Annotated in this window: 25 protein-coding genes; 15 read left to right on the forward strand and 10 right to left on the reverse strand. The window is 71.3% G+C overall.

Features of this window, described 5'->3' with window-relative positions; genetic code table 11:
- Positions 1 to 18 precede the first annotated feature (18 nt).
- The 4 genes from ACFKCF_RS26835 to ACFKCF_RS26850 are packed head-to-tail and all read left to right on the forward strand — an operon-like array spanning position 19 to position 3149.
- The gene (locus ACFKCF_RS26835) at positions 19 to 534 is read left to right on the forward strand and encodes a SigE family RNA polymerase sigma factor (RefSeq protein WP_394497724.1); all 516 of its coding nucleotides are present in this window, start codon (positions 19 to 21) and stop codon (positions 532 to 534) included.
- Entirely contained in the window at positions 531 to 1754 is a 1224-nt protein-coding gene (locus ACFKCF_RS26840) for a hypothetical protein (RefSeq protein ID WP_394497726.1), read from the forward strand. The genes ACFKCF_RS26835 and ACFKCF_RS26840 overlap by 4 nt, the downstream gene beginning before the upstream one ends.
- 37 nt (positions 1755 to 1791) lie before the next feature.
- On the forward strand, positions 1792 to 2370 hold the full coding sequence (locus ACFKCF_RS26845; RefSeq protein WP_394497728.1) for a TetR/AcrR family transcriptional regulator: 579 nt from the start codon (positions 1792 to 1794) through the stop codon (positions 2368 to 2370).
- A gap of 20 nt (positions 2371 to 2390) precedes the next feature.
- The gene (locus ACFKCF_RS26850) at positions 2391 to 3149 is read left to right on the forward strand and encodes an SDR family NAD(P)-dependent oxidoreductase (protein ID WP_394497730.1); all 759 of its coding nucleotides are present in this window, start codon (positions 2391 to 2393) and stop codon (positions 3147 to 3149) included.
- 33 nt (positions 3150 to 3182) lie between these two features.
- On the opposite strand, the gene ACFKCF_RS26855 is transcribed toward ACFKCF_RS26850, so the two are convergent.
- The 3 genes from ACFKCF_RS26855 to ACFKCF_RS26865 all read right to left on the reverse strand — a co-directional run bounded on the left by ACFKCF_RS26855 (position 3183) and on the right by ACFKCF_RS26865 (position 5421).
- Entirely contained in the window at positions 3183 to 3425 is a 243-nt protein-coding gene (locus tag ACFKCF_RS26855; RefSeq protein WP_394497731.1) for a DUF2283 domain-containing protein, read from the reverse strand.
- Between the two features lies 1 nt (position 3426).
- Positions 3427 to 3678 (reverse strand): DUF4258 domain-containing protein, encoded by a 252-nt coding sequence (locus tag ACFKCF_RS26860; protein WP_394497989.1) that lies wholly within the window; start codon positions 3676 to 3678, stop codon positions 3427 to 3429.
- Positions 3679 to 3906: 228 nt separating this feature from the next.
- On the reverse strand, positions 3907 to 5421 hold the full coding sequence (locus ACFKCF_RS26865; protein ID WP_394497733.1) for an N-acetylmuramoyl-L-alanine amidase: 1515 nt from the start codon (positions 5419 to 5421) through the stop codon (positions 3907 to 3909).
- A 320-nt stretch (positions 5422 to 5741) separates the two neighbouring features.
- Between ACFKCF_RS26865 and ACFKCF_RS26870 the strand changes: the two genes are divergently transcribed.
- Together ACFKCF_RS26870 and ACFKCF_RS26875 are read left to right on the forward strand one after the other, a co-directional pair.
- Entirely contained in the window at positions 5742 to 7685 is a 1944-nt protein-coding gene (locus tag ACFKCF_RS26870; RefSeq protein WP_394497735.1) for a family 10 glycosylhydrolase, read from the forward strand.
- Between the two features lie 54 nt (positions 7686 to 7739).
- Positions 7740 to 8822: a sensor histidine kinase gene (locus ACFKCF_RS26875; protein WP_394497737.1), complete on the forward strand. Its 1083-nt coding sequence runs from the start codon at positions 7740 to 7742 to the stop codon at positions 8820 to 8822.
- A 37-nt stretch (positions 8823 to 8859) separates the two neighbouring features.
- Here the strand turns inward: ACFKCF_RS26875 and ACFKCF_RS26880 are convergent, their stop codons facing one another.
- Both ACFKCF_RS26880 and ACFKCF_RS26885 read right to left on the reverse strand, forming a co-directional pair.
- Positions 8860 to 9237: a YbaB/EbfC family nucleoid-associated protein gene (locus ACFKCF_RS26880; protein ID WP_394497739.1), complete on the reverse strand. Its 378-nt coding sequence runs from the start codon at positions 9235 to 9237 to the stop codon at positions 8860 to 8862.
- Positions 9238 to 9251: 14 nt separating this feature from the next.
- Positions 9252 to 9638, reverse strand: coding sequence for a YbaB/EbfC family nucleoid-associated protein (locus ACFKCF_RS26885; protein ID WP_394497741.1), 387 nt, complete (start codon positions 9636 to 9638; stop codon positions 9252 to 9254).
- 139 nt (positions 9639 to 9777) lie between these two features.
- Here ACFKCF_RS26885 and ACFKCF_RS26890 point away from each other — a divergent pair, with 139 nt between their 5' ends.
- From ACFKCF_RS26890 to ACFKCF_RS26900, 3 genes are read left to right on the forward strand one after another with little or no spacing between them, the layout of a single operon-like run.
- Positions 9778 to 10098, forward strand: coding sequence for a hypothetical protein (locus tag ACFKCF_RS26890; RefSeq protein ID WP_394497742.1), 321 nt, complete (start codon positions 9778 to 9780; stop codon positions 10096 to 10098).
- The gene (locus ACFKCF_RS26895; protein WP_394497744.1) at positions 10089 to 11024 is read left to right on the forward strand and encodes a hypothetical protein; all 936 of its coding nucleotides are present in this window, start codon (positions 10089 to 10091) and stop codon (positions 11022 to 11024) included. Before ACFKCF_RS26890 ends, ACFKCF_RS26895 begins: the two co-directional genes overlap by 10 nt.
- 9 nt (positions 11025 to 11033) lie before the next feature.
- On the forward strand, positions 11034 to 11609 hold the full coding sequence (locus tag ACFKCF_RS26900) for a hypothetical protein (protein ID WP_394497746.1): 576 nt from the start codon (positions 11034 to 11036) through the stop codon (positions 11607 to 11609).
- 186 nt (positions 11610 to 11795) lie between these two features.
- Here ACFKCF_RS26900 and ACFKCF_RS26905 read toward each other — a convergent pair whose 3' ends face one another.
- A complete protein-coding gene (locus tag ACFKCF_RS26905) occupies positions 11796 to 12770 on the reverse strand; it encodes a hypothetical protein (RefSeq protein ID WP_394497747.1) in 975 nt (324 codons plus the stop codon).
- Between the two features lie 89 nt (positions 12771 to 12859).
- On the opposite strand from ACFKCF_RS26905, the gene ACFKCF_RS26910 reads away from it, so the two are divergent.
- The 6 genes from ACFKCF_RS26910 to ACFKCF_RS26935 are packed head-to-tail and all read left to right on the forward strand — an operon-like array spanning position 12860 to position 18822.
- Positions 12860 to 14362 carry a sugar ABC transporter ATP-binding protein gene (locus tag ACFKCF_RS26910; protein ID WP_394497748.1) on the forward strand — a complete coding sequence of 501 codons (1503 nt, stop codon included), beginning with the start codon at positions 12860 to 12862 and terminating at the stop codon, positions 14360 to 14362.
- Positions 14352 to 15326 (forward strand): ABC transporter permease, encoded by a 975-nt coding sequence (locus ACFKCF_RS26915; RefSeq protein ID WP_394497750.1) that lies wholly within the window; start codon positions 14352 to 14354, stop codon positions 15324 to 15326. Before ACFKCF_RS26910 ends, ACFKCF_RS26915 begins: the two co-directional genes overlap by 11 nt.
- A gap of 3 nt (positions 15327 to 15329) precedes the next feature.
- Positions 15330 to 16235, forward strand: coding sequence for a substrate-binding domain-containing protein (locus ACFKCF_RS26920; RefSeq protein WP_394497752.1), 906 nt, complete (start codon positions 15330 to 15332; stop codon positions 16233 to 16235).
- 47 nt (positions 16236 to 16282) lie between these two features.
- Positions 16283 to 16702, forward strand: a complete 420-nt coding sequence (locus ACFKCF_RS26925) for a hypothetical protein (RefSeq protein ID WP_394497754.1) — start codon at positions 16283 to 16285, stop codon at positions 16700 to 16702.
- 57 nt (positions 16703 to 16759) lie between these two features.
- Positions 16760 to 17410 (forward strand): TetR/AcrR family transcriptional regulator, encoded by a 651-nt coding sequence (locus tag ACFKCF_RS26930; RefSeq protein WP_394497756.1) that lies wholly within the window; start codon positions 16760 to 16762, stop codon positions 17408 to 17410.
- Entirely contained in the window at positions 17407 to 18822 is a 1416-nt protein-coding gene (locus ACFKCF_RS26935) for a pyridoxal phosphate-dependent decarboxylase family protein (protein WP_394497758.1), read from the forward strand. The genes ACFKCF_RS26930 and ACFKCF_RS26935 overlap by 4 nt, the downstream gene beginning before the upstream one ends.
- Here ACFKCF_RS26935 and ACFKCF_RS26940 read toward each other — a convergent pair.
- From ACFKCF_RS26940 to ACFKCF_RS26955, 4 genes are read right to left on the reverse strand one after another with little or no spacing between them, the layout of a single operon-like run.
- Entirely contained in the window at positions 18815 to 19993 is a 1179-nt protein-coding gene (locus ACFKCF_RS26940) for an ABC transporter permease (protein ID WP_394497760.1), read from the reverse strand. The two genes, ACFKCF_RS26935 and ACFKCF_RS26940, sit on opposite strands and share 8 nt — an antisense overlap.
- On the reverse strand, positions 19993 to 20667 hold the full coding sequence (locus ACFKCF_RS26945) for an ABC transporter ATP-binding protein (RefSeq protein WP_394497762.1): 675 nt from the start codon (positions 20665 to 20667) through the stop codon (positions 19993 to 19995). Before ACFKCF_RS26945 ends, ACFKCF_RS26940 begins: the two co-directional genes overlap by 1 nt.
- A complete protein-coding gene (locus ACFKCF_RS26950; RefSeq protein WP_394497764.1) occupies positions 20660 to 22381 on the reverse strand; it encodes a peptidoglycan-binding protein in 1722 nt (573 codons plus the stop codon). Before ACFKCF_RS26950 ends, ACFKCF_RS26945 begins: the two co-directional genes overlap by 8 nt.
- A complete protein-coding gene (locus ACFKCF_RS26955; RefSeq protein ID WP_394497766.1) occupies positions 22378 to 23271 on the reverse strand; it encodes a hypothetical protein in 894 nt (297 codons plus the stop codon). Before ACFKCF_RS26955 ends, ACFKCF_RS26950 begins: the two co-directional genes overlap by 4 nt.
- Between the last annotated feature and the right edge of the window lies 1 nt (position 23272).

Genomic DNA, 23272 nt, shown 5'->3' on the forward strand with positions numbered 1-23272 from the left:
GACGACTATCCCCTGGAGGTGATCGTGGACGCCGCGGACGAGCAACGTTTCCGCGAGTTCGTCTCTGCGCGCTCCCCCGCACTCATGCGACTCGGGTTCCTGCTCACCGGTGGTGACCAGCACGCGGCCGAGGACCTGGTGCAGACCGCGCTGGCGAAGCTGGCGAGCCGGTGGCGGCGGGTGGAGGCGCCTGAGGCGTACGCCAAACAGATCATGTACCGCCAGCAGATCAGCTGGTGGCGGGCGAGCACGCGGCGCGGCGAGGTCGTGCAGGCGGCGCCGCCCGAGCTGGCGGACCGGGACCGCCACCACCAGAGCGAGCTGCGCATGGTGTTGCGGTCGGCGCTGGCGCGGCTCACGGCGCGGCAGCGCACCGTGCTGGTGCTGCGGTATTTCGAGGACCTGCCCGAGCAGGAGGTCGCGCGGGCGCTGGGCTGCTCCGTCGGAACCGTCAGGAGCACGGCGCACAGGTCGCTGGCCCGCCTCCGCGAGATCGCCCCCGAACTGGCCAGGGAACTGGAGGTGGCCAAATGACCCGTTTGCTTCGGGACACGCTGCAGGAGTGGGCCGACGAGACGAGGGTGCCGCACGATCTGGCGGACCGGGCGCTACGGAGGCGCGCCTGGAAGCCCGTCGGCATGGTGGTGCTGGCCGCGGGGCTGGTGGCGGCGATCACCGTGTTCGCCGTGGGCCTGCGCGGCGCGGCACCCGCCCTTCGCGACCCTCAGGCCACCATGCACGCGGCCACCGGCGTCACGCTGCCCCCTCGCCCGTCGCCCGCGCCGAGCGACGTGCGGACCGACACGGAGCACAGCCCGCCGGTCAAGCTGATCGCCGCGGGACGCATGGCCGTGTCCGCGTACTACACCACCCGCCGGGAGCCGGTCTCGGACGACGAACAGCGGGTCGTGCGTACGTGGTCGCTGTACGACCCGCGCACCGACGGCTACGAGGAGACCTCGTGGGCCTGGGTGGACGTGGCTCCGGGGCTGCAGGTCGCCGCCGTGCTGGAAGGGGAGCTGATCAGCAAGCGGCTGGGCATCCTCGACCTGAACACCCGGCAGATCCTGAAGTGGATCGACCTGGAGCACCCGGTGGGGTCGGTCACGTGGTCCCCGGACGGAACCAGGGTCCTGGCCACGGCGTACTCCAGCTATCCGGACATCCTGCGGGGGGAGGGCGACCAGGCGAGCCCCGTTGCCGGGAGCAGCCCACGTACGGGCTACTACATCGTCGACGTCGAAGCGGGCACGGCCGACTATCACGAGCTGTCGCCGATGGGCGACGGGACGCTCAACGACGACAAGCCCTTCAACATGAACGGCCGCCAGGACCTCGGCTGGAGCCTGGACGGCACGATGCTGTGGGCGCCCACCTCCACCACTCCGGACCGGGTCTTCTACACCCTCGACGGCGAACAGGGAGAGTGGCCCAAGGGGGACCGGTACGTGGACTTCTCGCGCGTCTCGGCGACCTCTCCGAACGGCCGCCTGGTCCTGGGCCCCGACGGCATGCCCACCCAGATCACCGATGCGGGGACGGGCCAGATCGTCGGGCGGCAGAAGGTGCTGCAGCTGCACGCCTGGGCCGACGACGACAACGTCATCGCCCTGGGGTGCGCCGGGTCGTGCGAGAGCGAGTTCAACAACGGGCTGGTCCTGGTGAGCGTGGACGGCAAGCGGACGACGCAGCTCGGCGCGAACCGTGACTCCAACAAGGACGGCTCGTGGCGATGGGTGCTCACCCCTAGGTAATTAGATCGATCGTTCTTGAATGTGCTAGCTTGGTCCCGTGGCGAGGAGCAAGGAGTTCGATCCCGAGGTCGCGTTGCAGAAGGCCCTCGAGCTGTTCTGGGAGCGCGGATACGAGGCGACGTCGATGGCGGACCTCGTGGAGCACCTCGGGATCGCGCGGGCGAGCATCTACGGCACCTTCGGCGGCAAGCGCGAGCTCTACCTGAAGGCGCTGGAGCGCTACCTGGAGCAGCACAACGTGGTCGAGCGGCTGTCGGGGCCGGGGCCCGCGCTGCCCGCCGTCCGGGCCTTCCTCGACTCGTACGTCGCGGAGTGCCTGGCCGACGAGCTGCGGCGGGGCTGCATGGTGGTGAACACGGCGGTGGAGTTCGCCTCGCGCGACGCCGTCGTGTCCCGCAAGGTGGCGGAGAGCTGGGCCGGACTGGAGACCATGCTCGCCGCCACCCTCGTCAGGGCCCGGGCGCAGGGGGAGATCCCGGCGGAGAAGGACCCGTACGCGCTGGCCAGGTTCCTGCTCGTGCTGCTGCAGGGCATCAGGGTGCTCGGCAGGGCCGACCCCGACCCGCGCCGCCTGCGCGACGCGGTCGACCAGGCCATGATCGCCGTCCAAATTTGAGAACGATTGGTATGAAATAGATGAATCGTTTTGAGGGCAAGGTCGCCCTGGTCACCGGCGCGAGCGGCGTCCTGGGGCGGGCCGCGGCGCTGGCGTACGCCGGTGAGGGCGCCTCCGTGCTGGTCGCGGGGCGCGACACGGCCAGGCTGGCCGAGGTCGTGAAGCTGATCGAGGAGCGGGGCGGGCGGGCGAGCGCGTTCGCCGTGGACGTCACGCGGTCGGCCGAGGTCGCCGCCATGGTCGAGGCCGCGGTCTCCCGGTACGGCGGGCTCGACGTCGCGCTCAACGCGGCCGGCGTCTTCGGCATGCTCGCGCCGCTGGCCGACTACGACGAGGACGTCTGGGACACCGCCCTCGCGGTGAACCTCAAGGGCGTGTTCCTGTCGATGAAGCACGAGATCGCCCACATGCGCGCCCACGGCGGCGGGGTCATCGTCAACGTGGCCTCCAACCTCGGCGCGCACTGGCGGCTGCCCGGGGCCGCCGCGTACGCCGCCTCCAAGGCCGGCGTGAGCTTCCTGACCCGCACCGCCGCCCGCGACCACATCGCCGACGGGGTGCGGATCAACGCCGTCAGCCCCGGCCCGATCGACTCGCCCATGGCCACGCGGCCCGGCGAGACCCGGGAGGAGCGGGACGAGCGCATGAGGGGCGCGCTGCCGATCGGCCGGGTCGCCACGCCCGAGGAGGTCGCCGCGGCGGCGCTGTGGCTGTCGTCCCCGGAGTCGAGCTTCGTCGTGGGCCAGGACCACGTGATCGACGGCGGCGCCACCGCCTAGACCGGGGTCACTCGCCGTCGCCTGGGGCCGGGGTCACTCCTCGCCGTCGGAGTCTTCGTCGTGCGCCGCCCTGGCCAGGGTCTCGGGCCGCAGGACGTGGGACGCGCCGAGGATCTCCAGCCCCAGCAGCACGCCGTGCTCGTCCAGGTCGAGGATCACCTCGCCCGGCACCCCGTCGGCCTCGACCACGACCTGCCTGGCCGCCTCGCCCGGCCCGATGCGGTCCACGAGGTAGATGTAGGCGACGTCGTTCTCGTCGTCGTGTTTGATGCGCACGTCAACCTCGCTTCCTGTCTCGCCTGAAGGTGGTGATGATCCTAAAGGTAGTGTTGCTCCTGATCACGACCACGCCGTCCTTGCCCTCGTACTCGGACGTCCCCGGCGTCTTGCCGGGCTTCTTGGTGCCTTCGGACAGCGTCCGGTTGACGTCGGCGTCGCTGATGTTGCGCTGTTCCTTGCGCTCCGCGGCGTGACGGGTGTCGTACCCGCGACCGCCTCCGGTGTTGCGGCCCTTCTTGTTGCTGCTCAGCGGGAGCGAGTTTCATGGCGTTGCCGGCCTGGGTCAGGTGGCCGCCGTCGCCTCGTCGAGGTTCGGCCACGGCCCCAGCATCGCCATCATCCCGGCTGCTTCTGGGGAGCACTACAGCCATGCGTGGCCCGAAGTCTCAAGTTCCGTCATGCCAGACGACCATAGCGGGACAAAAAGATCCATACGGCTCGTGCCCCCTCCTGGAGGGCGCGAGCCGTACGGACTTCTTCAGACCCGGCTGATGCGGACGGCGTCGGCGATGACGTAGCCCGTGCCCGAGGTCCAGCGGCTCACGCCGACGGCGTTGTACGTGCCGGCGTTGAGCGAGAAGGTGCCCAGGCTCTTCCAGGCCCCTCCGCCGGAGCGTTGGTCGACGTAGACGGTCTGGTTGCCGCCCGAAGCCGCCACGATGTACGGCGCCGAGCTGTTGTATCCGGGATCGTCCGGATACCAGACCTCGACCCGGTACGTGCCCGCGCTCGGGATGGTGGCCGAGTACCACGCCGGGTCGCTGGCGGCGACGGGGTCGGCGTAACGGTAGTCGGTGCCGTAGCGCTGGCTGGAGTAGGTGGAGGTGCTCCAGTTCGCGCTGGCGGTGAACTGGCCGGAGGTGGTGTTGTCGATGGTCGTGGACCACGACGGGGTGCCGCCACCGGTCACGTAGTTCATGTACGTGGTCCAGTTCCAGTACGAGCCCGGGTCGGTGTGGGTCGCGCCCGGGACCTCGTTGTGCCCGATGATGTGGCTGCGGTCCTTCGGAATGCCGTACTTGTCGCAGATGGCCTTGGTCAGGGCCGCGGAAGCGCGGTACATCGCGTCGGTGAACCACGAGGCGTCGTTGACATAGCCCTCGTGCTCGATGCCGATGGACCTGGTGTTGTAGGTCCAGTTGCCGGCGTGCCAGGCGATGTCCTTGTCACGCACCATCTGGGTGATGGCGCCGTTGGAGGACTTGACCACGTAGTGGGCGGAGACCTGCGCGGCGGAGTTCTGGAACCAGGAGATGGTGCCGGCGTACGAGCCCTGGGTGACGTGGATGATCACCCGGTCGATGGCGTAGGCCGACGGGCGGCTGGAGGCGGTGTAGTTGCTGGAGCTGGCGGCCACCCACGCGGCCGGCGGGTAGTCGGGGCTGGCCACTTCGGCCTGCGCGTTCAGCTGGCGGGCCTTGGCGAGCTCGCCCCGGTCGGCGGTGACCTCCTGCGGCTTGACCTGGACGCCGCGGATGTCGATGCCGAGGCCGAGCTGCTCGTACACGGCGTCGGCGTACAGGCGGGCCAGCTCGGGCGAGGAGGCGTTGCCGTACTTGGCCACGGCCTGGTACCAGCGCCCGGCGTCCTTCCTGGCCGTCTCGTCGAGGCCCAGCCCGTCGGCGAGGGCACGCAGCACGGCCGCGCCGCCGAGGATGTTCGCCTCGTCGTCGGCCTTGAGCTGGTCGACCGGGAGCTTGGTCAGCTCGGCGGCCTTCTCGAGCGAGTGGTTGGTCGGATTGCTGACCAGGTGCATCACGCCGTATCCGCCGCTGGCGCTGGGCTCGCCCTTGTGGCCGTCGAGGTGGGTCTCGGCGTAGGCGAGCGCGACGAGCAGGTCGCGGGGGACGTCCTGCGCGGCGGCCGCCTTGGCGAACGCCGCCTGGAGCGGACTGTCCTTGGCCACCGCCAGGGCGGGCTGGCCTGCGGCGATGAGGAGGACGGCGAGGATCGAGGTGGCGAGGGCCGCTAATCGCGTGCGGGCGAGAGTCATGGGGTGCTCCTCGTTGGTGATAAGCGGCGCACCAGAGGTGCGCGGAACCCGCTACCTCCGGTGGACCGCTAGACGCGCCCACCGTATGGCACGTCTTGACATATGTCGATAATTGACATTACTCACGTGTTAGGTGAAACTTTTCGCCCCTTTGACGGCGGTGGTCCGGTGCCGAGGTCGCTCAGGGGAAGGGGTCTGGGTGCCGCTGAAAAGAGAGCGGGCGCGCCTGACGTGGTGCGTGTTCTGCGCCCCGAGATTGGGCCCCACCGAAGTGGTGAAGACTATTGCACTTCTTTCTGAATGCGCTGAAACTTCTCTTCGTGATCGCGCTGCGCACCGCCCTCGCGGCCTTCGCCGCAATCGTCCACCTCGTGACCTCCACTTTCTCCGCCGCCGCAGCCGCCTGCACGCCTGACCCCGCCACCCCGAAACGCCAGCTCAGGGCCATGTGGATCTCCACGGTCGCGAACATCGACTGGCCCAGCGACACGGGGCTGAGCGCGGCGAAGCAGCAGGCCGAGTTCCGCGCGTGGCTGGACGTGGCCGTGCAGAAGCGGATGAACGCCGTGGTCGTGCAGATCAGGCCCACGGCCGACGCGTTCTGGCCGTCACCGTTCGAGCCGTGGTCGCAGTGGCTGAGCGGGACCCAGGGCGGGAATCCGGGGTACGACCCGCTGGCCTTCATGGTCAACGAGGCGCACGCCCGCAACCTGGAGTTCCACGCCTGGTTCAACCCGTACCGGATCGCCAACCACGCCGACCCGAACAAGCTCGTGTCCACGCACCCGGCGCGGCAGCACCCCGATTGGCGCTTCGCCTACGGCGGGAAGCTCTACTACAACCCGGGCATCCCGGCGGTACGCGCCTTCATCGAGGACGCGATCATGGACGCCGTCTCCAAGTACGACGTGGACGGCGTGCACCTCGACGACTACTTCTACCCCTATCCGGTGGACGGCCAGACCATCCCCGACGCGGGCACGTTCACCCAGCACGGCAGCGGGTTCAGCAAGATCGCGGACTGGCGGCGCAACAACGTCAACCTGCTCGTGCAGGAGCTGGGCCGGCGCATCCACACCGCGAAGCCGCACGTGTCGTTCGGGATCAGCCCGTTCGGCATCTGGCGCAACGTCGCGAGCGACCCGCTGGGCTCGCGCACGTCCGGGCTGGAGTCGTACGACGAGATCTACGCCGACAGCCGGAAGTGGGTCAAGCAGGGCTGGGTGGACTACATCGCACCCCAGATCTACTGGAACATCGGCTTCTCCGCCGCGGCCTATGAGGTGCTCACGGCCTGGTGGTCCGATCAGGTGCGGGGCACCGGCGTGCAGCTCGTGATCGGCCAGGCCGCCTACCGCGCCGGAGCCTCCGGGCAGGGCTCCGCCTGGCAGAACCCGGCGGAGCTGAGTGACCACCTGACCGACAACCGCCGGCATCCCGAGGTGGCCGGAGACATCTTCTTCAGCGCGAAGGACGTCAAGGCGGACCGGATCGGGTCGATCACCCGGGTGGTGAACACCCATTACACCCGGCCCGCGCTGCTGCCCGCCCGCGGCTCGGCGGCGGCGCCGTCCGCGCCCGCGATCACCTCGGCCACCCAGGGCTCGACCGGCGTCCAGCTCGCGTGGACGGGGTCGGGCACGTACTACGCGGTGTACCGGGTGAACGGGTTGCAGTCCACCGCCGACCCGTGCTCCTTCGCCGACGCCCGGAACCTGGTCACGACCACCCGGAAGACATCCTTCACGGATCCGTCCGCCGCCTCCGGGGCGTTCACGTACTACGTGACCGCCCTCAACCGCACGCACCAGGAGAGCGAGCCCAGCGCGGGCAAGCCCGTGGGGTCGTCCGGCGACGGGTTCAGCGTCGTGATCGACAACTCGGACACGGGCTTCACCGCCAGCTCGAACTGGGGCACGTCCGCCTTCTCCGGGCAGCTGCACGGCGCCGACTACCGCTTCGCCAACCCGGTCTCGGCCAGCGATCCCGCCTGGTACCAGACGACCATCCCCAGCGCCGGGACCTATCGGGTGGAGGTGTGGTACCCGGCCGACTCCGGCTACAACAGCGCGACTCCGTACATCGTCGCCGCCTCCGGCGGGAACCAGACGGTCACCGTGGACCAGCGCACCGGCGGCGGGCAGTGGCGGGTGCTGGGCACGTACACGCTGGCGGCGGGCACGTACAACGTGGTCGGGGTGAGCCGGTGGACCTCGGCGGCGGGCTACGTGATCGCCGACGCGGTCCGCATCACCAAGACCTGACCTTCGTCAGGTTGGAGGCTGGGCAGGGCCGGTGCGTGATCGTACGATGAGCCGGTGGACGGTGTCCGACCGCGGCCGATCGACGCGGTCGCGGTCCTGGCCGCGGGAGGCCTGACGCTGGCGACCGGCTACACCGGCCCGGTCCTCGTGGTCCTGCTCGCGGCGGCGGTGCCGGTGCTCTGGACGCGCAGAGCGCCGCTCACCGTCGCCTGGGTCAGCGCGGGGACGGCGATCGCCCTTCCCGTGCTGTCGGTGGTCTGGCACGTGCCGTTGCCGGACGCGGCGCCGCTCTGGCCGCCGACGTGCGCCTTCGCCGCCTACGGCGCGATGGCGTTCGCGGCGGAGCGGTATCACGGCATCCAGCGCTGGCTGCCGGTGATCATCCTGGGTCTGGCCGTCCTGTCGCTCCCCGACCGCCTCCCGCTGATCCTGCGCACCGAGACGGCGCTCGCCCTGGCCACCCTGTACGGCATGTACGTGGCCGCCAGGGAGCGCCTGCGCCGCGAGCTGGCGGAGCGGGCCCAGCGGGTCGAGCGCGAACGGCTGGCCGGCGAGATGCACGACGTCGTGACCCACCGGGTCAGCCGGATGGTGCTGCAGGCCGGGGTGCTGGCCATGGCGGCGGGCGACGAGCGCGCGCGGGCGGCGGCGGAGGAGATCCGGGCGACCGGGTTCGAGGCGCTGGACGAGCTGCGTCACATGGTGGCACTGCTGCGGCGCGGCACCGGGGAGGGGTTCGACCTGGGGCTGCCGCTGCCCGACCTGCGGCCGCTGGTCACGGAGTCGGCCTGCGCGGGCGTCCCCGCGGAGCTGCTGGTGGACGGCACGCCCGTGCCCGTCTCGGGCGTGGTGGGGCGCACCGCGTACCTGATGGTCGAGGAGGCCCTCACCAACGTCCGCAAGCACGCGCCCGGGGCGGAGGCACGGGTGCGCGTGCGCTATCTCCCGGGATCGGTACGGATCGCCGTGATCAACACCCCCGGCCAGCCGGACGCCTGGGTCGGCGGCGCCGGGCCCGGGATGGGGCTGCTGGACCTGCGGCGGCAGGTGGAGCTGGTGGGCGGCACCCTGGAGACCGGGGAGGTCCGGGAGGGCGGCTTCCGGATCGAGGCGACGTTCCCCATGCCGTCTCCGTGAGCGGGAGGTTCAGCACGCCGCCCCAATGAACGGGACGTCAGTGCCAGTCGTTCAGCAGGCGCTCGAAATGGGCGTTCGCCTCCGCGGGGTCGTAGCCGGGCAGGGCCTCGCGCATGAAGTCCTGGGTCTGGCGCTGGGCGTCCGCGCACGCCTCGCCCACCGCGGCGAGCGTCTGCTCGGCCAGCTCGTGGCTGGTCAGACGGGTCGCGCGCGGGCCGTACCGGACGTCCAGGACGCGCCCGTTGACGTCGACGGTCGCCTTGACCTGGCCGGAGGCCGCCTCGCCGGTGCCGACGATCTTTTCGAGGTCCTCCTGGGCCGTCTCGAGCCAGGCCAGCATCTGCTCACTCTGGCGGCCGGCCTCGTTCAGGTCCTGTTCCCTGATGTTGGCCGGGTCGTAGGGATGGCCGAACACACTTGCCTCCGAGCCTAGAGAAGATCGCGGGCCGCCTGCTCGACCCGCTGGCGTACGAACGTCTCGTCGAGCGGGTCGGGCAGATGCGCGGCGCCCATGGCCTCGTCCGCGATCTCCTCCGCCTTGCGGGCCGCGTCCGCCTGCGCCGCCTGGAGCACGGCGGTCACCTCGCGTCCGAGCGCCGCCTCGCCGACCCGCAGGGCGCGCGGGTCGATGCGCAGGCGGGTCAGCCCGCCCTGGCCGTCGGCGGCCGCCTCGATCAGCCCGTCCTTGCTCTTGGCCACGCCCTCCAACTGCCGGATCGCGGCCTGCGCCGCGCGCAGGTCACGGATGATCCGCCGGCCCTGGGCGAAGTAATCCTCCAGGTATGCGGCGTCGTGCTCGGGTGAGGGGAAGGACATGGCGACCTCCGGTCGTCAGGAGAGCGGACCAGGTGGCCAAGTCTAGACATACACGCACAAGATCCTTACTTGGCGATGTAGATCTCATTAACGCGAAATGTTGCGCAGAACGTGATACGTCCCTATATGGTCATTCGCCATGACGGGACTCGAGATCGCTCTGGGGGCGGTGGGGCAGGAGGCCTCGCGGATCAGGGGCCATGGAGAGGACTACGACGCCGCTCTCCAGCCGCTCAAGGCACGCGGGGACGGGGTGTCCTCCTGGGGGGATGACGGCCTGTTCGCCGTGTTCACCAGCGCGTACGCCGAATGCCGCGCGACGGCGATGGCCGCGCTCACCGGACTGTCCACGGAGATGAGCGGGACCGGCGAGGGCCTGCAGACCGTGGTCAAGAACACGGCCGAGACCGAGGCCGCGAACGTGCAGAACACCGAGCAGCTCGGCCGCACATGGGTGTGACGCTGCCCCCGGCGGCGGCCGGGATGATGGCGATGCTGGGGCCGTGGCCGAACCTCGACGAGGACGACGTCCGGGCAGAAGGGAACGCGTCGCGGGTCGCGCAGGCCGCGAGCGTGCCGGCCGCCAGCGGGGCCGACGCCTCCATGCGCGGCGTGCAACAGGTCTACCGCGGCGACAGCGGCACCAGCGCCCAAGCACACTGGGCCAGAACCGGCGCCGACGGCGGCCACCTGACCCAGGCCGGCAACGCCATGAAACTCGCCCCCGCCGTACTCGACGCCGGCGCCTCCGTGGTCTCGGCGGTCAAGGTCGCCGCCGGCACCCAGGCCATCTCCACCACCGTCGCCGTCTACAAAGCCCTCGCCTTCGGCGGCGCCGCCGGCGTCACCTACGCCACCGCCCGCACCCTCATGGCCCGCAAAACCGTCGGCAAGATCCTGCACGAAGGCGGCGAAGGCACCGGCAAGGTCATCGCCCCCATCATCCGCCGCCGCATCACCGAACCCATGCGCCGCGTCCTGGACGGCCTCCGCCGCCCCGGCGGCCCCGGAGGCACCCCCGCCCTCGCCGGCGCAGGCGGCCGGAGCCTCCCGCTGCGGCCCGCCGGCTTGCGGACGTCATCAGGCCCTCGCTCGGTCACCGATGGCATGGCCAAGATGGGCCGCAGGAACAACAGGAACAACAGCGGTGGCGGCCGGGGCGGCGGACGCAGGATGGGTGGGAGGGACCAGACCGGGAAGTTCCACGGTGACCTCCCCCAAAGCACGAGGGGCATGTCGGAGCAGGAGAAGCAGAAGCTCGAGAGGGATCTGAAAGCCAGTATCAAAAAGCGCGAACAGGAGCAGGAGCGCCTGGGCTACGAGGCTGGCCACGAGGAGAGAATCAATCGGGAAAAAAGCACCCTTAGGCGACTTTTCGGGAGATAGCGGCAGTTGATGCAGACACAAACAGGCGACGAGTTGATGGAGCGCATCCTCGCGCATCCGTCCGACGACATCGTCGGTACGGCGGCCAACGATCTGCTTGCCGAGCTGTACGCCGGATACCCTGTCGAGAACCTCGGCAGGCTCCTGCACAGCGACGATGAGGTGGTCGTGCGGACGGGCACCTGGTTGCTGTCCGAGCTGGGAGAACTCGCCGCCCCGATGATGGGCGAGGTCCCGGCCCTCCTGTCCAGCCCGATCCGCAACGTACGGTACTTCGCGATCGAGGTCGTGCTGTCGAACGCCGACGACCAGCACGGGTCCGCCATCGCGCGCGTCATGAGCATGAGCACGGAGTACGACACCGCCGTCCGCTGGAAGGTCCTCGAGTTCCTGTCCGAGGCCTCGACCGACCAGTTGCAGGCGGGGGCGTCGAGCCTGGAAGCCGGTCCGGTCAAGGAGTCGGCCGAATGGCTGGTCCGTCAGGACGACGAGGAGCCCGACCCGCGTGACGTCCTCGCCCGGCTCGAAGGGTCCGACCCGACGGCCCGGCTGTTCGCCGCGGCGGCCGCCGCGCGCCTGTCCTAGGAGGACACGGGGCTCTTGGAGCACGCGGTCAACGCGGAGGATGAGGAGATCCGTTCCTTCGCCCAGAGTTGGCTGGACGGGGCGGACTGACAGAACGGCCGGCGCGGGCACTCGGGGGGCGACCTGGGTCTAATGCCGGAGTCCTACCAGGGGACGAGCGGAAGCGTCTGCCCCGGCCGGCTGACCTCAGGCGGCGACGGGCCCCTGGCTCTCCCACCGGGTGAGCACCGTCCGGTGCCCGGTCTGCAGGCCGGTGCCCGGGTCGATCGCGAAGTCGCCGAACAGGGTGGCCGCCTCCAGCCCGGCGGCGGCCGTCCACAGCTCCGCCCGCCCCGTGCCACCCGCCCGGGCGGCGCAGTACGTCGCGATGATCGCGGCGGCGACCCCCTGGACGGCGATGTAGTTCGGCGGCACCCCGGTCCTCTTCTCGTAGGCGGCGACGAACTCCCGCTCGGAGACCCCGAAGGCCACCTCGCCCGCGCCGCCGGGGAACCACTGGCCGACCCCGTAGATCCCGCGCGGGTCGCCGACGGCCGCGCCGAACTCCCGCACCCCGGCGGCCACGGCGCAGATGGTGCGTGCGCGCCCCGCCTGTCTGACCACCTCGACGTCCTCGTCGAAGGACCCGGCGCAGAAGAGGTTCCAGGAGTCGTCCACCGGGCCGCCGAAGACCACCGGGATGTCCACCGCGTGCGCGGCCCGCGCCGCGCCCTCCGCGACCTGCAGGGCGAAGCGCCCCTTGCCGCTCACGATCCGGAGCGGGCTGTGGTCGCCGCTCTCCGCGAGCCGGCGGACGAACGGCTCGGCGTACCGGCCGGCCGGCGTCTGGACGGAGACGACATGCCCGGGATTGGCCGCCTGCACGTCGTCGCCCGAACCGCCGTGGTTCCAGATCAGCCGGTCGAGCGCCGCGGCGATGCGCCCCGCCCGCCGCATGAGCTGCGTGGAGTACGGCCCCAGCAGGAGGTCGCAGTGCCCCGCCAGCCGGGGGAGCACGACGTCCAGGGAGCCGGGCTCGCTGTGGTCGTCCTCGACGACCAGCTCCACGGACGGGTCGAAGGACTGCCACACGTCAAGGCCGAGCCGGACCTGCCCGCCGAAACGGGCGTGCTTGCCGGACAGGGAGACGGGCACTCCGATGCGCAGCCGCGAGGACGTCATCCCATTTTCACTCCCCACTCAGCAAGGCAATAACCCTGACCTGGGCTTTCAGTGGTTCGCCGGCCTCGTGAGCGGATAGGGACCACCACGTGAGCGAGGAGATTCTCAAGGCCGAGGGGCTGCGCAAGACCTTCCCCGGGGTGGTCGCCCTCGACGGTGTGGACCTGGGCCTGCGCACCGGCGAGGTGCACGTCCTGCTGGGCGAGAACGGCGCGGGCAAGAGCACGCTGATCAAGATCCTCTCCGGCGCCTACCACCCCGACGAGGGCCGCATCCTGATGGCCGGCCGGCCGGTGCACCTCCGCACCGCCGGCGACGCGCAGCGGCTGGGGATCTCCACCATCTACCAGGAGTTCAACCTCGTCCCGCAGCTCACGGTCGCGGAGAACCTCGCGCTCGGCCGCCCGCCGCGCAGGTTCGGGTTCGTGGCCACCGGGCGCATGGAACAGCAGGCCATGAGCCTGCTGGACCGGGTCGGCGTGGACGTGCACCCGCGCACGCCGGTCGCCAGGCTGGGCATCGCGCGCATGCAGATGATCGAGATCGCCAAGGCGCTGGCCCTGGACGCCCGGGTGCTGATCATGGACGAGCCCACGGCCGTGCTCACCACCGGCGAGGTCGCCCGGCTGTTCGCGATCGTGCGGCAGCTGCGGGACGAGGGCGTGGCGGTCGTCTTCATCACCCATCACCTGGAGGAGATCGCCGAGATCGGCGACCGGGTGACCGTGCTGCGCGACGGCAGGTCCGTGGCCCGGGTCCCGGCGGACACCCGCAGGGACGAGCTGGTCGCCCTCATGGTCGGGCGGCCCGTCGACCAGCAGTATCCCCGGCGACCGGCCAGGCGGGGCGATCCGCTGCTCAAGGTGTCCGGGCTGACCCGCAGGGGCGCGTTCGGCGAGGTGTCGTTCCAGGTGCGGGCGGGCGAGGTGGTCGGGATGGCCGGGCTCGTGGGCGCGGGCCGCACGGAGGTGGTGCGGGCGGTGTTCGGGGCCGACCGCTACGACGCGGGCGAGGTCACCGTGCGGGGGACGCGGCTGCCGCCCGGCGACGTGCACGCCGCCATGGAGGCCGGGCTCGGCCTCGTGCCCGAGGACCGCAAGGGCCAGGGCCTGGTGCCGCGGGCGGGCGTCGCCGAGAACCTCGGCCTGGTCACCATGCGCGAGGCCACCAGGGCCGGTTTCGTGGATCGTTCCAGGCTGCGCTCGGCCGCCGCGAAGGCCGCCGAGCGGCTCGGCATCCGGATGGCCGGGCTGGACCAGGAGGTGCGCACGCTCTCCGGCGGCAACCAGCAGAAGGTCGTCATCGGCAAGTGGCTGGTGGCGGACGCCCGCGTGCTCATCCTCGACGAGCCGACGCGCGGCATCGACGTCGGCGCCAAGGTCGAGATCTACGAGCTCGTCAACGAGCTCACGGCCGAAGGCGACGCCGTGCTGATGGTCTCCAGCGACCTGCCGGAGGTCCTCGGGATGAGCGATCGGATCCTGGTCATGGCGCGGGGGCGGCTCGTCGGCGAGCTGCGCGCGGCCGGGGCCACGCAGGACGACGTGATGGCCCTGGCCGTCGCGGAGGTGGAGGGTTCCCGTGCCGAGTGACGCGCTCCTGGGCCGCCGGTCACCGGCGGCCGCCTGGTTCGCCGAGAACGGCGCGCTGGCGGCGCTCGTGGTGCTGGTCGTGGCGCTGTCGCTGCTGTCGTCCGACTTCCTGAGCGTGACGAACCTGCTCAACGTCGGCGTCCAGGCCGCCGTCACCGCGATCCTGGCGTTCGGGCAGACGTTCGTGATCGTGACGGGCGGCATCGACCTGTCCGTGGGCTCGGTCGCGGCGCTGTCCGCGATCGTCCTGGCCTGGACCGCCACCGTCGCCGGCCTCCCGTGGCCGCCGGCCACCCTGGTGTCCCTGCTGGTCGGGGTGGCGTGCGGGCTGGTCAACGCGGTCCTGATCGCGTACGGCAAGCTGCCGCCGTTCATCGCCACGCTGGCCATGCTCGGCGTCGCCCGCGGCCTGGCCCTGGTCATCTCGCAGGGCAGCCCGATCCCGATGCCGGACGCCGTCTCGCACCTGGGTGACACGGCCGGCGGATTCCTGCCGATCCCCGTGATCGTGATGGTGGTCATGGGCGTGATCGCCGCCGTGATCCTCAACCGCACGTACGCGGGCCGCGCCATGTACGCCATCGGCGGCAACGAGGAGGCCGCCCGCCTGTCGGGCATCAAGGTCGGCCGCCAGAAGCTGATCACGTACGCGCTGGCCGGCGGCTTCGCGGCGGTGGCCGGGATCGTGCTGGCCAGCCGCCTGGCCTCGGCGCAGCCGCAGGCCGCGGCCGGGTACGAGCTCGACGCCATCGCGGCCGTCGTGATCGGCGGCGCCAGCCTGTCCGGGGGGAAGGGCAGGGCGCTCGGCACGTTCGTCGGCGCGCTCATCCTGGCCGTCCTGCGCAACGGCCTGAACCTGCTGTCGGTCTCGGCGTTCTGGCAGCAGGTCGTCATCGGTGTGGTCATCGCCCTGGCGGTGCTCGTCGACACCCTGCGGCGCAGGGGAACCACTTGGGGGGAATGATCAATGCGGATGCTCATAGCGGGTGCCGCGCTGGTCGTCCTGACCGCGTGCGGCGGCGGGGCGGCCACGGACGACGTCAAGATCGGCCTGTCGGTGTCGACGCTGAACAACCCGTACTTCGTGCAGTTCCGGGACGGCGCGCAGGCCGAGGCGAAGAGGCTGGGCGCCACTCTGACCGTCACCGACGCCCAGAACGACCCGTCGCAGCAGGTCAACCAGGTCCAGAACTTCACCAGCCAGAACATGAAGGCGATCATCGTCAACCCGGTCGACTCCGACGCGGCCGCCCCCGCGGTCAAGGCGGCCGACCGGGCCGGCATCCCGGTGATCGCCGCCGACCGCGGCGTCAACGGCGTCGAGGTGGTCCAGACCGTGGCCTCCGACAACGTGGCCGGCGGGCGGGTCGCCGCCCAGGAGCTGGCCAGGCTGCTCGGCGAGAAGGGGAACGTGGCCGTGCTCCAGGGCGTGCCGGGCACCTCCGCCTCCCGCGACCGCGGCAGGGGGTTCGCCGAGGGCATCGCCGCGTACCCGGACATCGAGGTCGTGGCCCAGCAGCCGGCGGACTTCGACCGGACCAAGGGCCTGGACGTCATGACGAACCTGATCCAGTCGCACTCCGGCCTCGCCGGCGTGTTCGCCGAGAACGACGAGATGGCCCTGGGCGCGATCAAGGCCCTGGGCGGCCGGGCGGGGCGGCAGGTCAAGGTGGTCGGGTTCGACGGGACTCCCGACGCGATCAAGGCGGTCCGGGCCGGCACGCTGTCCGCCACCGTCGCCCAGCAGCCGAGGATGCTGGGGCAGCAGGCGGTGGACGCCGCGGTGAAGGCCGCCAAGGGGGAGAGCCTTCCGAAGGCGGTGGCCGTGCCCGTGAAACCGGCCACCAAGGAGAACGTCGACCAGTTCGGCTGAGGGTGAGCCGTTCGGCGCTCCCATCCGTCCAAGTAGATGTGAAGAAGATGTGGCGAATCGTGCTCGTGCCGGTGCTCCTGCCGGCCCTGACCCTGTCCGCGCTCCCGGCGCCGGCGCAGGCGGCCGTCGCGCCGAAGAAGGTGCTGGTCGACTACCGCAAGCAAGGCGGGTTCGCGGGACTGAGCGACCATGTGATCGTCTACACGAACGGCTGCGTGCGGCTCAGCCGCCGTACGGGGCCGACCGTCGACAAGTGCCTCACCGGCAAGGAGGAGCGCCGGCTGCGCACGTACCTCAAGGGACTGAAGCTCGGGCGGTCCGAGGACAGGCCGCCGGGGGCGGACTTCCTCAAGTACACACTTGTTTATAAGAAGCACCGCGTGAGCCGCTACACGCTGCCGCCGAGCTGGCAGCCGGTGGTGCAGCAGCTCGACAAGATCATGGTGAAGTACTGGGCGCCGGACTGAGCCGGCTCTCCATCAAGTGATTGACCGAAAGGTAAGGGTGGTACTACCTTCGGCCGCATGGATAGCGGACAGGTCAACCTGATCCTGAAGGTCGCGACACAGCTGTTCGCCGCGCTCGGCTTCGACGGCACCTCCACGCGCCAGATCGCCGAGGCCGCGGGGATGAACATCGCCACCGTCAACTACCACGTCGGCGGCAAGCGCGAGCTCTATCTCGCCGTCATGGAGCGGGCGCACCAGGCGGAGAAGGCGGCCCTGGACCTGGCCCTCGCCCGGCTGCCCGGTGAGGACCCCGTCGCGGCCATCCACCGGCTGCTGGACGACTACCTCGACTTCTGCGTGGACAACCCCGAGGTGCCCGCCCTGTGGATGCACCGCTGGCTCTCCGACGCCAGCGACATCACCGAGCTGGAGCGCGAGTACGTGCAGCCGCTGGTGGCCTCGGTGAGCGCCGCCGTCCGGCCCGCGGTCGAGAGCGGGCTGATCGACGAGAGGGTCGATCTCGAATACTCGATGTGGATGGTCATCTGGTCCGTGCACGGGTTCGCCAAGGGGGGCGTGCTGGACGCGGAGGGCCGCCGCAGGGCCGCCGGCGACCGGGCCGCCCTGCGCCGCTTCCGCACCCATTTGCACCTGAGCGTCCACCGCACGCTCGGCCTCCCGGGCGAGCCCCGGACGAGGGCCCGACCCACGAAGGAGTCCACGTGAACCCCGCAGCAAGGACGACCGAGGAGCTGCTGGCCGAGGTGGCCAGGCTGAGGTCGCACGACTTACCCGTGCGCGGCGGCCAGGTGACGGCGTACGTCTACGACACCGGCCGGGCCGAGGTCCACGAGGCAGCGGCGCGGGCGTACTTCGAGATGCTGGAGGTCAACTGCCTCGACCCGACCGCGTTCCCCAGCGTGGTCGAGATGGAGCGGCAGGTCGTCGGCGCGGTCGCGGACCTGCTCGGCGGCGGCCATGGCATCTTCACCAGCGGCGGCACCGAGTCGATCATGCTGGCGGTCAAGGCCGCCCGCGACGCCGCCCGCAAGGAGCGTCCGAACCTGGTGTGCGCCGTGAGCGCCCACCCCGCCTTCCACAAGGCGGCCCACTATCTCGGCGTCGAGGTCGTCGCCGTGCCGGTGGACCTGGAGACGTACAAGGTGCGGGCGCGGGACGTGGCAGACGCGATCGACGAGAACACGATCATGGTCGTCGCCTCCGCGCCCTCCTACCCCCAAGGGGTGATCGACCCCGTCGAGGAGGTCGCCGCCGTGGCCGCGGCGGCGGGCGTGCCGTGCCACGTGGACGCGTGCGTCGGTGGGTGGCTGCTGCCGTGGCTGCGCGCGGCGGGCGCGGCGGTCCCGCCGTTCGACCTGTCCGTGCCGGGCGTCACGTCGCTCTCGTGCGACCTGCACAAGTTCGGGTACGCCCCCAAGGGCGCCTCGGTCGTGCTCTTCGCCGATCCCGCGATGCGGCGCAAGGCGTACTTCGCCTCCGCCGCGTGGCCCGGCTACACGATCGTCAACGCGACCGTGCAGAGCTCCAGGTCGGCCGGGCCGCTCGGCGGCGCCTGGGCCACCCTGCAGGCGCTGGGCAGGGAGGGCTACCTGGAGCTGGGCCGGGCCACCCTGGAGGCGACGACCAGGCTGCGCGAGGGGCTCGCGCGGATCCCCGGCCTGCGGGTGCTCGGCGAGCCGGAGTCGTCGCTGGTGGCGTTCGCCGGGGACGGGATCGACGTGTTCGTGCTGGCGGACGAGGCTCGGGAGCGGGGCTGGTTCCTGCAGCCGCAGCTCTCGTATGCCGGGATCCCGGCCAACCTCCACATCACGGTCACCGGGGTGACGCTGGCAGGGGTCGAGGCCATGCTGAAGGTGATCGCCGAGTCGGCCGAGGCCGCCCGGGAGCGGGGGCCCGTCGTGCTGCCCGAGGGGCTGGTCGAGCTGGTGGCGGTCACGGACCTGGAGGCGCTCGACGAGGCGGCCTTCGCCGAGCTGGCCTCCTCCGTGGGGGTGGACCTGCGGCCGGAGGCGCAGCAGCCGGAGATGGCGGTGGTCAACACGATCCTCGACGCGCTGCCCGCGCCCGCCAGGGAGGCGGTGCTCGTACGGTTCCTGTCGGCCGTCTACGCTACCTGAGCGCGTCGGCCGGCTCCATCCTGGCCGCCCGCAGCGCCGGGTACAGCCCGGCCAGCAGCCCCACCACGGCCCCCGCCACCGGCGCCGCGACCGCGAGGCGCACGTCCAGCAGCGGCGTCCACTGCTTGGCGGCCGACACCGCGACCACCGTGACGACGCCCAGGCTGGCGCCGATCACGCCGCCCGCGAGACCGATCAGCGTCGACTCCAGCAGGAACTGGGCGGCGATGTGCCGCCGGGCCGCCCCGAGCGAGCGGCGCAGGCCGATCTCCGGCACGCGTTCCATCACGGTGACGAGCGTGACGTTCGCGATGCCGACCGCGCCGACCACGAGCGAGACCAGGCCGAGTATCAGGAAGAGCGCGTTGACGTCGTCCTGCGCCTGGTCGCGCGCCCTGGTGGGGCTGGGCGGGGCGATCACCTGCAGCAGGTCGCCGTTCCCCGGGCTGAGCGCGGTCGGCGCCTGCCGGGCCACCAGGTCCGCGGCGCCCAGGCTCGTGTTGACCAGCACCCTGGTGACGTCCCGCAGCCCGAACTGCCTGCCGACCGTGGGCGGCACGAACACGGCGGTGCTCAGGTTCCGCTCGCGGCGCAGGTCGCCCAGGATGCCGATGACCGTGTACGCGTGCTTGCCGATGAAGATGGCCGGCGCCCGGTCGAGGCGGCCGACGCCGAGCAGCTTGGCCGCCTGGTCGCCGATCACCGCCACCCGGTCGCGCCGCTCGATGTGCCCGAGGTCGTAGAACCTGCCCTGCACCATCCTGCCGCGCGCCGCCTCGGGCAGCCCGGTCGTCGCGGCCAGCACGGTCAACGACTGCGCGGTCACCCTGGTCGGGTCCACGATGTCGTTGGAGCGTACGGACAGGTTCGCGCTGTCGTCCGACTCGGCCACGGCGGCGGCGGACTCGACGCCGCGCAGCCTGGTCAGCCGGTCGATCGCGTCCCACTCCACGAGGGGCGTGTCCGGCGACTCCGGCACCTCCACCGTGATGGCCGTGGCCACCAGCGCGTCGAAGCGGCCGACGATCTGGTTGCCCGCGGTGGCTGCCACGCCGAGCGTGATGACCAGCGTGGTGATGCCGAGCACGGTCCCGAGCGTGGTGAGCGCCGAACGCACCGGCCGGGCGAGCATGCCGGCCACCGCCTCCCCGAGCAGATCGCGGATGTGCATCACTCCTCCACCAAGAGGCCGTCGGTGATGCGCACCCGGCGCCCGGCCCGCTCGCTGACCTCCTGCTCGTGCGTGATGACCACGAGCGTCATCCCCTGTCCCCGCAGCTCGTCGAACAGGCCGAGCACCGATTCGGTGTTGCGGCTGTCGAGGTTGCCCGTGGGCTCGTCGCACAGCAGCAGGGACGGCTCGCCCATGAGGGCCCTGGCGATGGCCGTGCGCTGGCGCTCGCCCCCGGACAGCCGGTCGGGCGCGAACCCGGTCCGGTGGCCGAGGCCGACCCGTTCCAACGCCGCCAGGGCCCGCTCCCGCCTGCCCTTGCGCGCCTGCCTACCGTAGATCTCGGCGAGCATGACGTTCTCGACCACGCTGCGGTGGGAGAGCAGGTGGAAGGACTGGAAGACGAAGCCGATCCGGTCGCCGCGCAACCTGGTCCTGGCCCCGTCACGCATGGTCGTGGTCTCCGTGCCGTCGAGCCGGTAGCTGCCCGAGCTGGGCCGGTCGAGCAGGCCGAGCACGTTGAGGAGGGTCGACTTGCCCGAGCCCGACGGGCCGACGACGGCCAGGTAGTCGCCCCTGTCCACCCGGAGCGTGACGCGGTCGAGCGCCCGGACCGGCGGTTGGGCGGGGAACTCCCTACTGACCTCCACCAGCGAGATCACCGGCTCAGGCACCGCTGACCACCACCCGGTCGCCCTCCTTGAGCGCGCCGGAGACCTGGACGTTCCCGTCGGCGGTCAGCCCCGTACGCACCTCGACGTCCCTGGTCTTGTCCGTGGCGTACTCGACCCGTACCCGGGCCCTCCCGTCGGCCCCCGTGATCACGGCCGCCACCGGCACGACCAGCACCGGCTCCTTGGTCGCCCCCACCGTCACCCGCGCCGTCACCGCGGTCCCCGGCTTGAGCCCCTTCATCGAGGCGGGCGTGAGCAGGACGGGCTCCGACCCGTCCTTGGCCTCCTCGACGCCGGGCACCTTGGCCTGATCGCCGAACGCGGTCAGGCGCGCCCTGTACGTCTTTCCCGTGTCGAGCTCGATGGCCGCCTCCATGCCCGTACGCAGCAGCTCGGCCTCCGTCGCCTCCACCGATCCCGTCACCATGAACGTCGAGCTGGTCACCGTGGCGACCTCCTTCTCCACCTGCTGTCCCTGCTTGACCGAGACCTTGCGCACCCGGGCGGGCAGCTTCGGCAGGAACACCACCTCGCCGGGCGGGACGGAGGTCCCGTACGTACGCGCGAACTCGGCCAGCATCCCCTTGGCCGCCGCCACGTCCTTGCCGGCGTTGGCCACCTTGAGCTTGGTCGGGGAGAGCTGCCTGGCCTGGCGCAGCGCCTGCTCGGCGGTGGCCTCGGCCTCCTTCGCGGTCCGTACGGCCTTGCGCAGCTCCACCAGGCTCTTCTCCCTGGCCTGCCGCGCCTCCTCCGCGACCCGCTCGCGCGCCTCCAGGGCCGCCGCCAGGTCGGCCCGGGCGTTCTGGACCCGCAGCTCCAGCAGGCTCGTGTCGGTGGAGGCCGTGGGCTGGGGAGTGGTGGTGGCCGCCGGCGTGGGCTGACTCCTGGCCGCGGCCAGCGCCTGCTCGGCCTCGGCGAGCTTCTCCTGCGCCGCGCGCACGGCCGCCTCGGCCGCCGCCGTCCTGGTCTCGTCCTCCGGCGTCACCCACCGGGCCTCGGCCTCCCGGAGGGCGCGCTCCGCCGCCTTCAGATCCGTCCTGGCGTTGGCCAGCCTCATCTTGAGCGGCAGCACGTCGCGCCCCTGGTCCAGCGCCTTCTTCTCGGCGGCGAGGGTCTCCTGGGCGGTCTGCACGGCCTTGCGCAGCGTGTCGTACGCCTGCCGGTCGGTCAGCGTCGGCTGCTGCGCCTCGTACCCCTTCTTCGTGTACATGCGGGTGACGGCGGCGATCGTGGCCTGGTCGAACACGCCGGAGACGGGGCCGCCGTACCCCAGCCTGCGCAGCGCCCGCTGCAGCTGCTTGACGTCGTCCCCCTTGCTGCCGGGGGCGATCGTGCGGTGCATCGGCACCGACCCGCGCAGCGCGAACACCGGGCGGCCGTTGACCTCCATGAAGACCGCGCCCTCCTTGAGCCGGCCCTGGCGCGGCGCGCGGGTGGCCCGCTGCTGCTCGGACGTGCCGCCGACCGCCCCGGCCAGGCTGACCGGCAGGGGCGAGCCGTACTCCAGCGTGCCGCTGACCACGACGGTGCTGACGAGCTTGCGGCGCTCGACGGCGGCGGTGACGAGCGAGGCCCGTGGCGCGGCGCGGCGGGCCGCCTCGTCGGCGGGGGAGCGCAGCCGGGAGCCCACGGCCCAGCCGGCGCCCGCGATGATCACTACTCCGGCGACGACGCCGGCGAGGAGCTTGCGCGGTGACCTCATGAGCGCGGTCACATGCCGAACTGGGCGCTGACCTGCCCTTGGACCGCCTGCTCCTTCGGCAGGTAGGCAGGGTAGAAGTCCTTGCCGCACTCCAGGTCGTCGAGCGCTGCCCTGATCTCCTTGGCCAGGTAGGGCTTGGCCTGCTCGGGGGCGAGCGTCGGCGCGTAGTACATCGGCACCTTGTCGTCCTCGGCGGGGGGAGCGACGTCGGGCACGTCGTCCATCTGCTCGCGGCCCAGCTTGTCCTCCTTGCCGAGCCACGTCTTCTGCCCCAGCTCGGACATGGTGACCGGCGTGGTGTCGGTGACGGCGTAGCCCTTGCCCTTCAGGCACGTGGCCATGGCGGTGGCCAGCTCGACCAGCTCGGTGTCGGTGTTCAGCTTGCCCTTGCGGGCCCGGGCGGAGGCCTTGAACTGCGCGTCGTAGAAGTCCTCCGTCGACTTCAGCTTCAGGCCGAGGACCTTGTTGGCCGCCGAGACCTGGCAGGCGTCCATCGCCTTCCGGTACGCCTGCATCTGCGTCTTGGAGAGCGCGTTCTGGATCTTCATGTTGGGGTTGGGTTCGTTGTCGGGGCTGGTCGGCGCGGCTCCCATCTCCTTGGGATAGACGTGCTGCGCGAAGACCCCGAAGCCATATTTTTCGCGATATTTCCGCATTGCTTGGTAATTGCCGCGCATGCGGCTCTTGTCGTCCTCGGTACCCGGCTTGTGCGGGGTCACGTACGCGACGTACTTGAAGCCCTTCTGCTTCATGCAGTCCGCCTTGGCCGCTTCCATCTGGACCTCCTTGCCCTCGGCGGTCGAGCCGGGCGAGGGTGCGGCGGTCTCTGCGGCGCCCCCGCAGCCGCAGAGTGCGGCCAGGGCCAGCAGGGCGGTGGCGGTCACGGTGAATTTCGTGAGCATG

The sequence above is a fragment of the Nonomuraea sp. JJY05 genome, assembly GCF_043496855.1.
Lineage (GTDB): Bacteria > Actinomycetota > Actinomycetes > Streptosporangiales > Streptosporangiaceae > Nonomuraea.

What these genes read in the sequence shown, in the direction of transcription:
- ACFKCF_RS26865 (WP_394497733.1), bottom strand. Translation starts at nt 5,421, where the DNA reads ATGACTCTCGCCCGCACGCGATTAGCGGCCCTCGCCACCTCGATCCTC.
- ACFKCF_RS26885 (WP_394497741.1), bottom strand. Translation starts at nt 9,638, where the DNA reads ATGTCCTTCCCCTCACCCGAGCACGACGCCGCATACCTGGAGGATTAC.
- ACFKCF_RS26905 (WP_394497747.1), bottom strand. Translation starts at nt 12,770, where the DNA reads ATGACGTCCTCGCGGCTGCGCATCGGAGTGCCCGTCTCCCTGTCCGGC.
- ACFKCF_RS26900 (WP_394497746.1), top strand. Translation starts at nt 11,034, where the DNA reads ATGCAGACACAAACAGGCGACGAGTTGATGGAGCGCATCCTCGCGCAT.
- ACFKCF_RS26895 (WP_394497744.1), top strand. Translation starts at nt 10,089, where the DNA reads ATGGGTGTGACGCTGCCCCCGGCGGCGGCCGGGATGATGGCGATGCTG.
- ACFKCF_RS26840 (WP_394497726.1), top strand. Translation starts at nt 531, where the DNA reads ATGACCCGTTTGCTTCGGGACACGCTGCAGGAGTGGGCCGACGAGACG.
- ACFKCF_RS26890 (WP_394497742.1), top strand. Translation starts at nt 9,778, where the DNA reads ATGACGGGACTCGAGATCGCTCTGGGGGCGGTGGGGCAGGAGGCCTCG.
- ACFKCF_RS26850 (WP_394497730.1), top strand. Translation starts at nt 2,391, where the DNA reads ATGAATCGTTTTGAGGGCAAGGTCGCCCTGGTCACCGGCGCGAGCGGC.
- ACFKCF_RS26925 (WP_394497754.1), top strand. Translation starts at nt 16,283, where the DNA reads ATGTGGCGAATCGTGCTCGTGCCGGTGCTCCTGCCGGCCCTGACCCTG.
- ACFKCF_RS26930 (WP_394497756.1), top strand. Translation starts at nt 16,760, where the DNA reads ATGGATAGCGGACAGGTCAACCTGATCCTGAAGGTCGCGACACAGCTG.
- ACFKCF_RS26920 (WP_394497752.1), top strand. Translation starts at nt 15,330, where the DNA reads ATGCGGATGCTCATAGCGGGTGCCGCGCTGGTCGTCCTGACCGCGTGC.
- ACFKCF_RS26940 (WP_394497760.1), bottom strand. Translation starts at nt 19,993, where the DNA reads ATGCACATCCGCGATCTGCTCGGGGAGGCGGTGGCCGGCATGCTCGCC.
- ACFKCF_RS26955 (WP_394497766.1), bottom strand. Translation starts at nt 23,271, where the DNA reads ATGCTCACGAAATTCACCGTGACCGCCACCGCCCTGCTGGCCCTGGCC.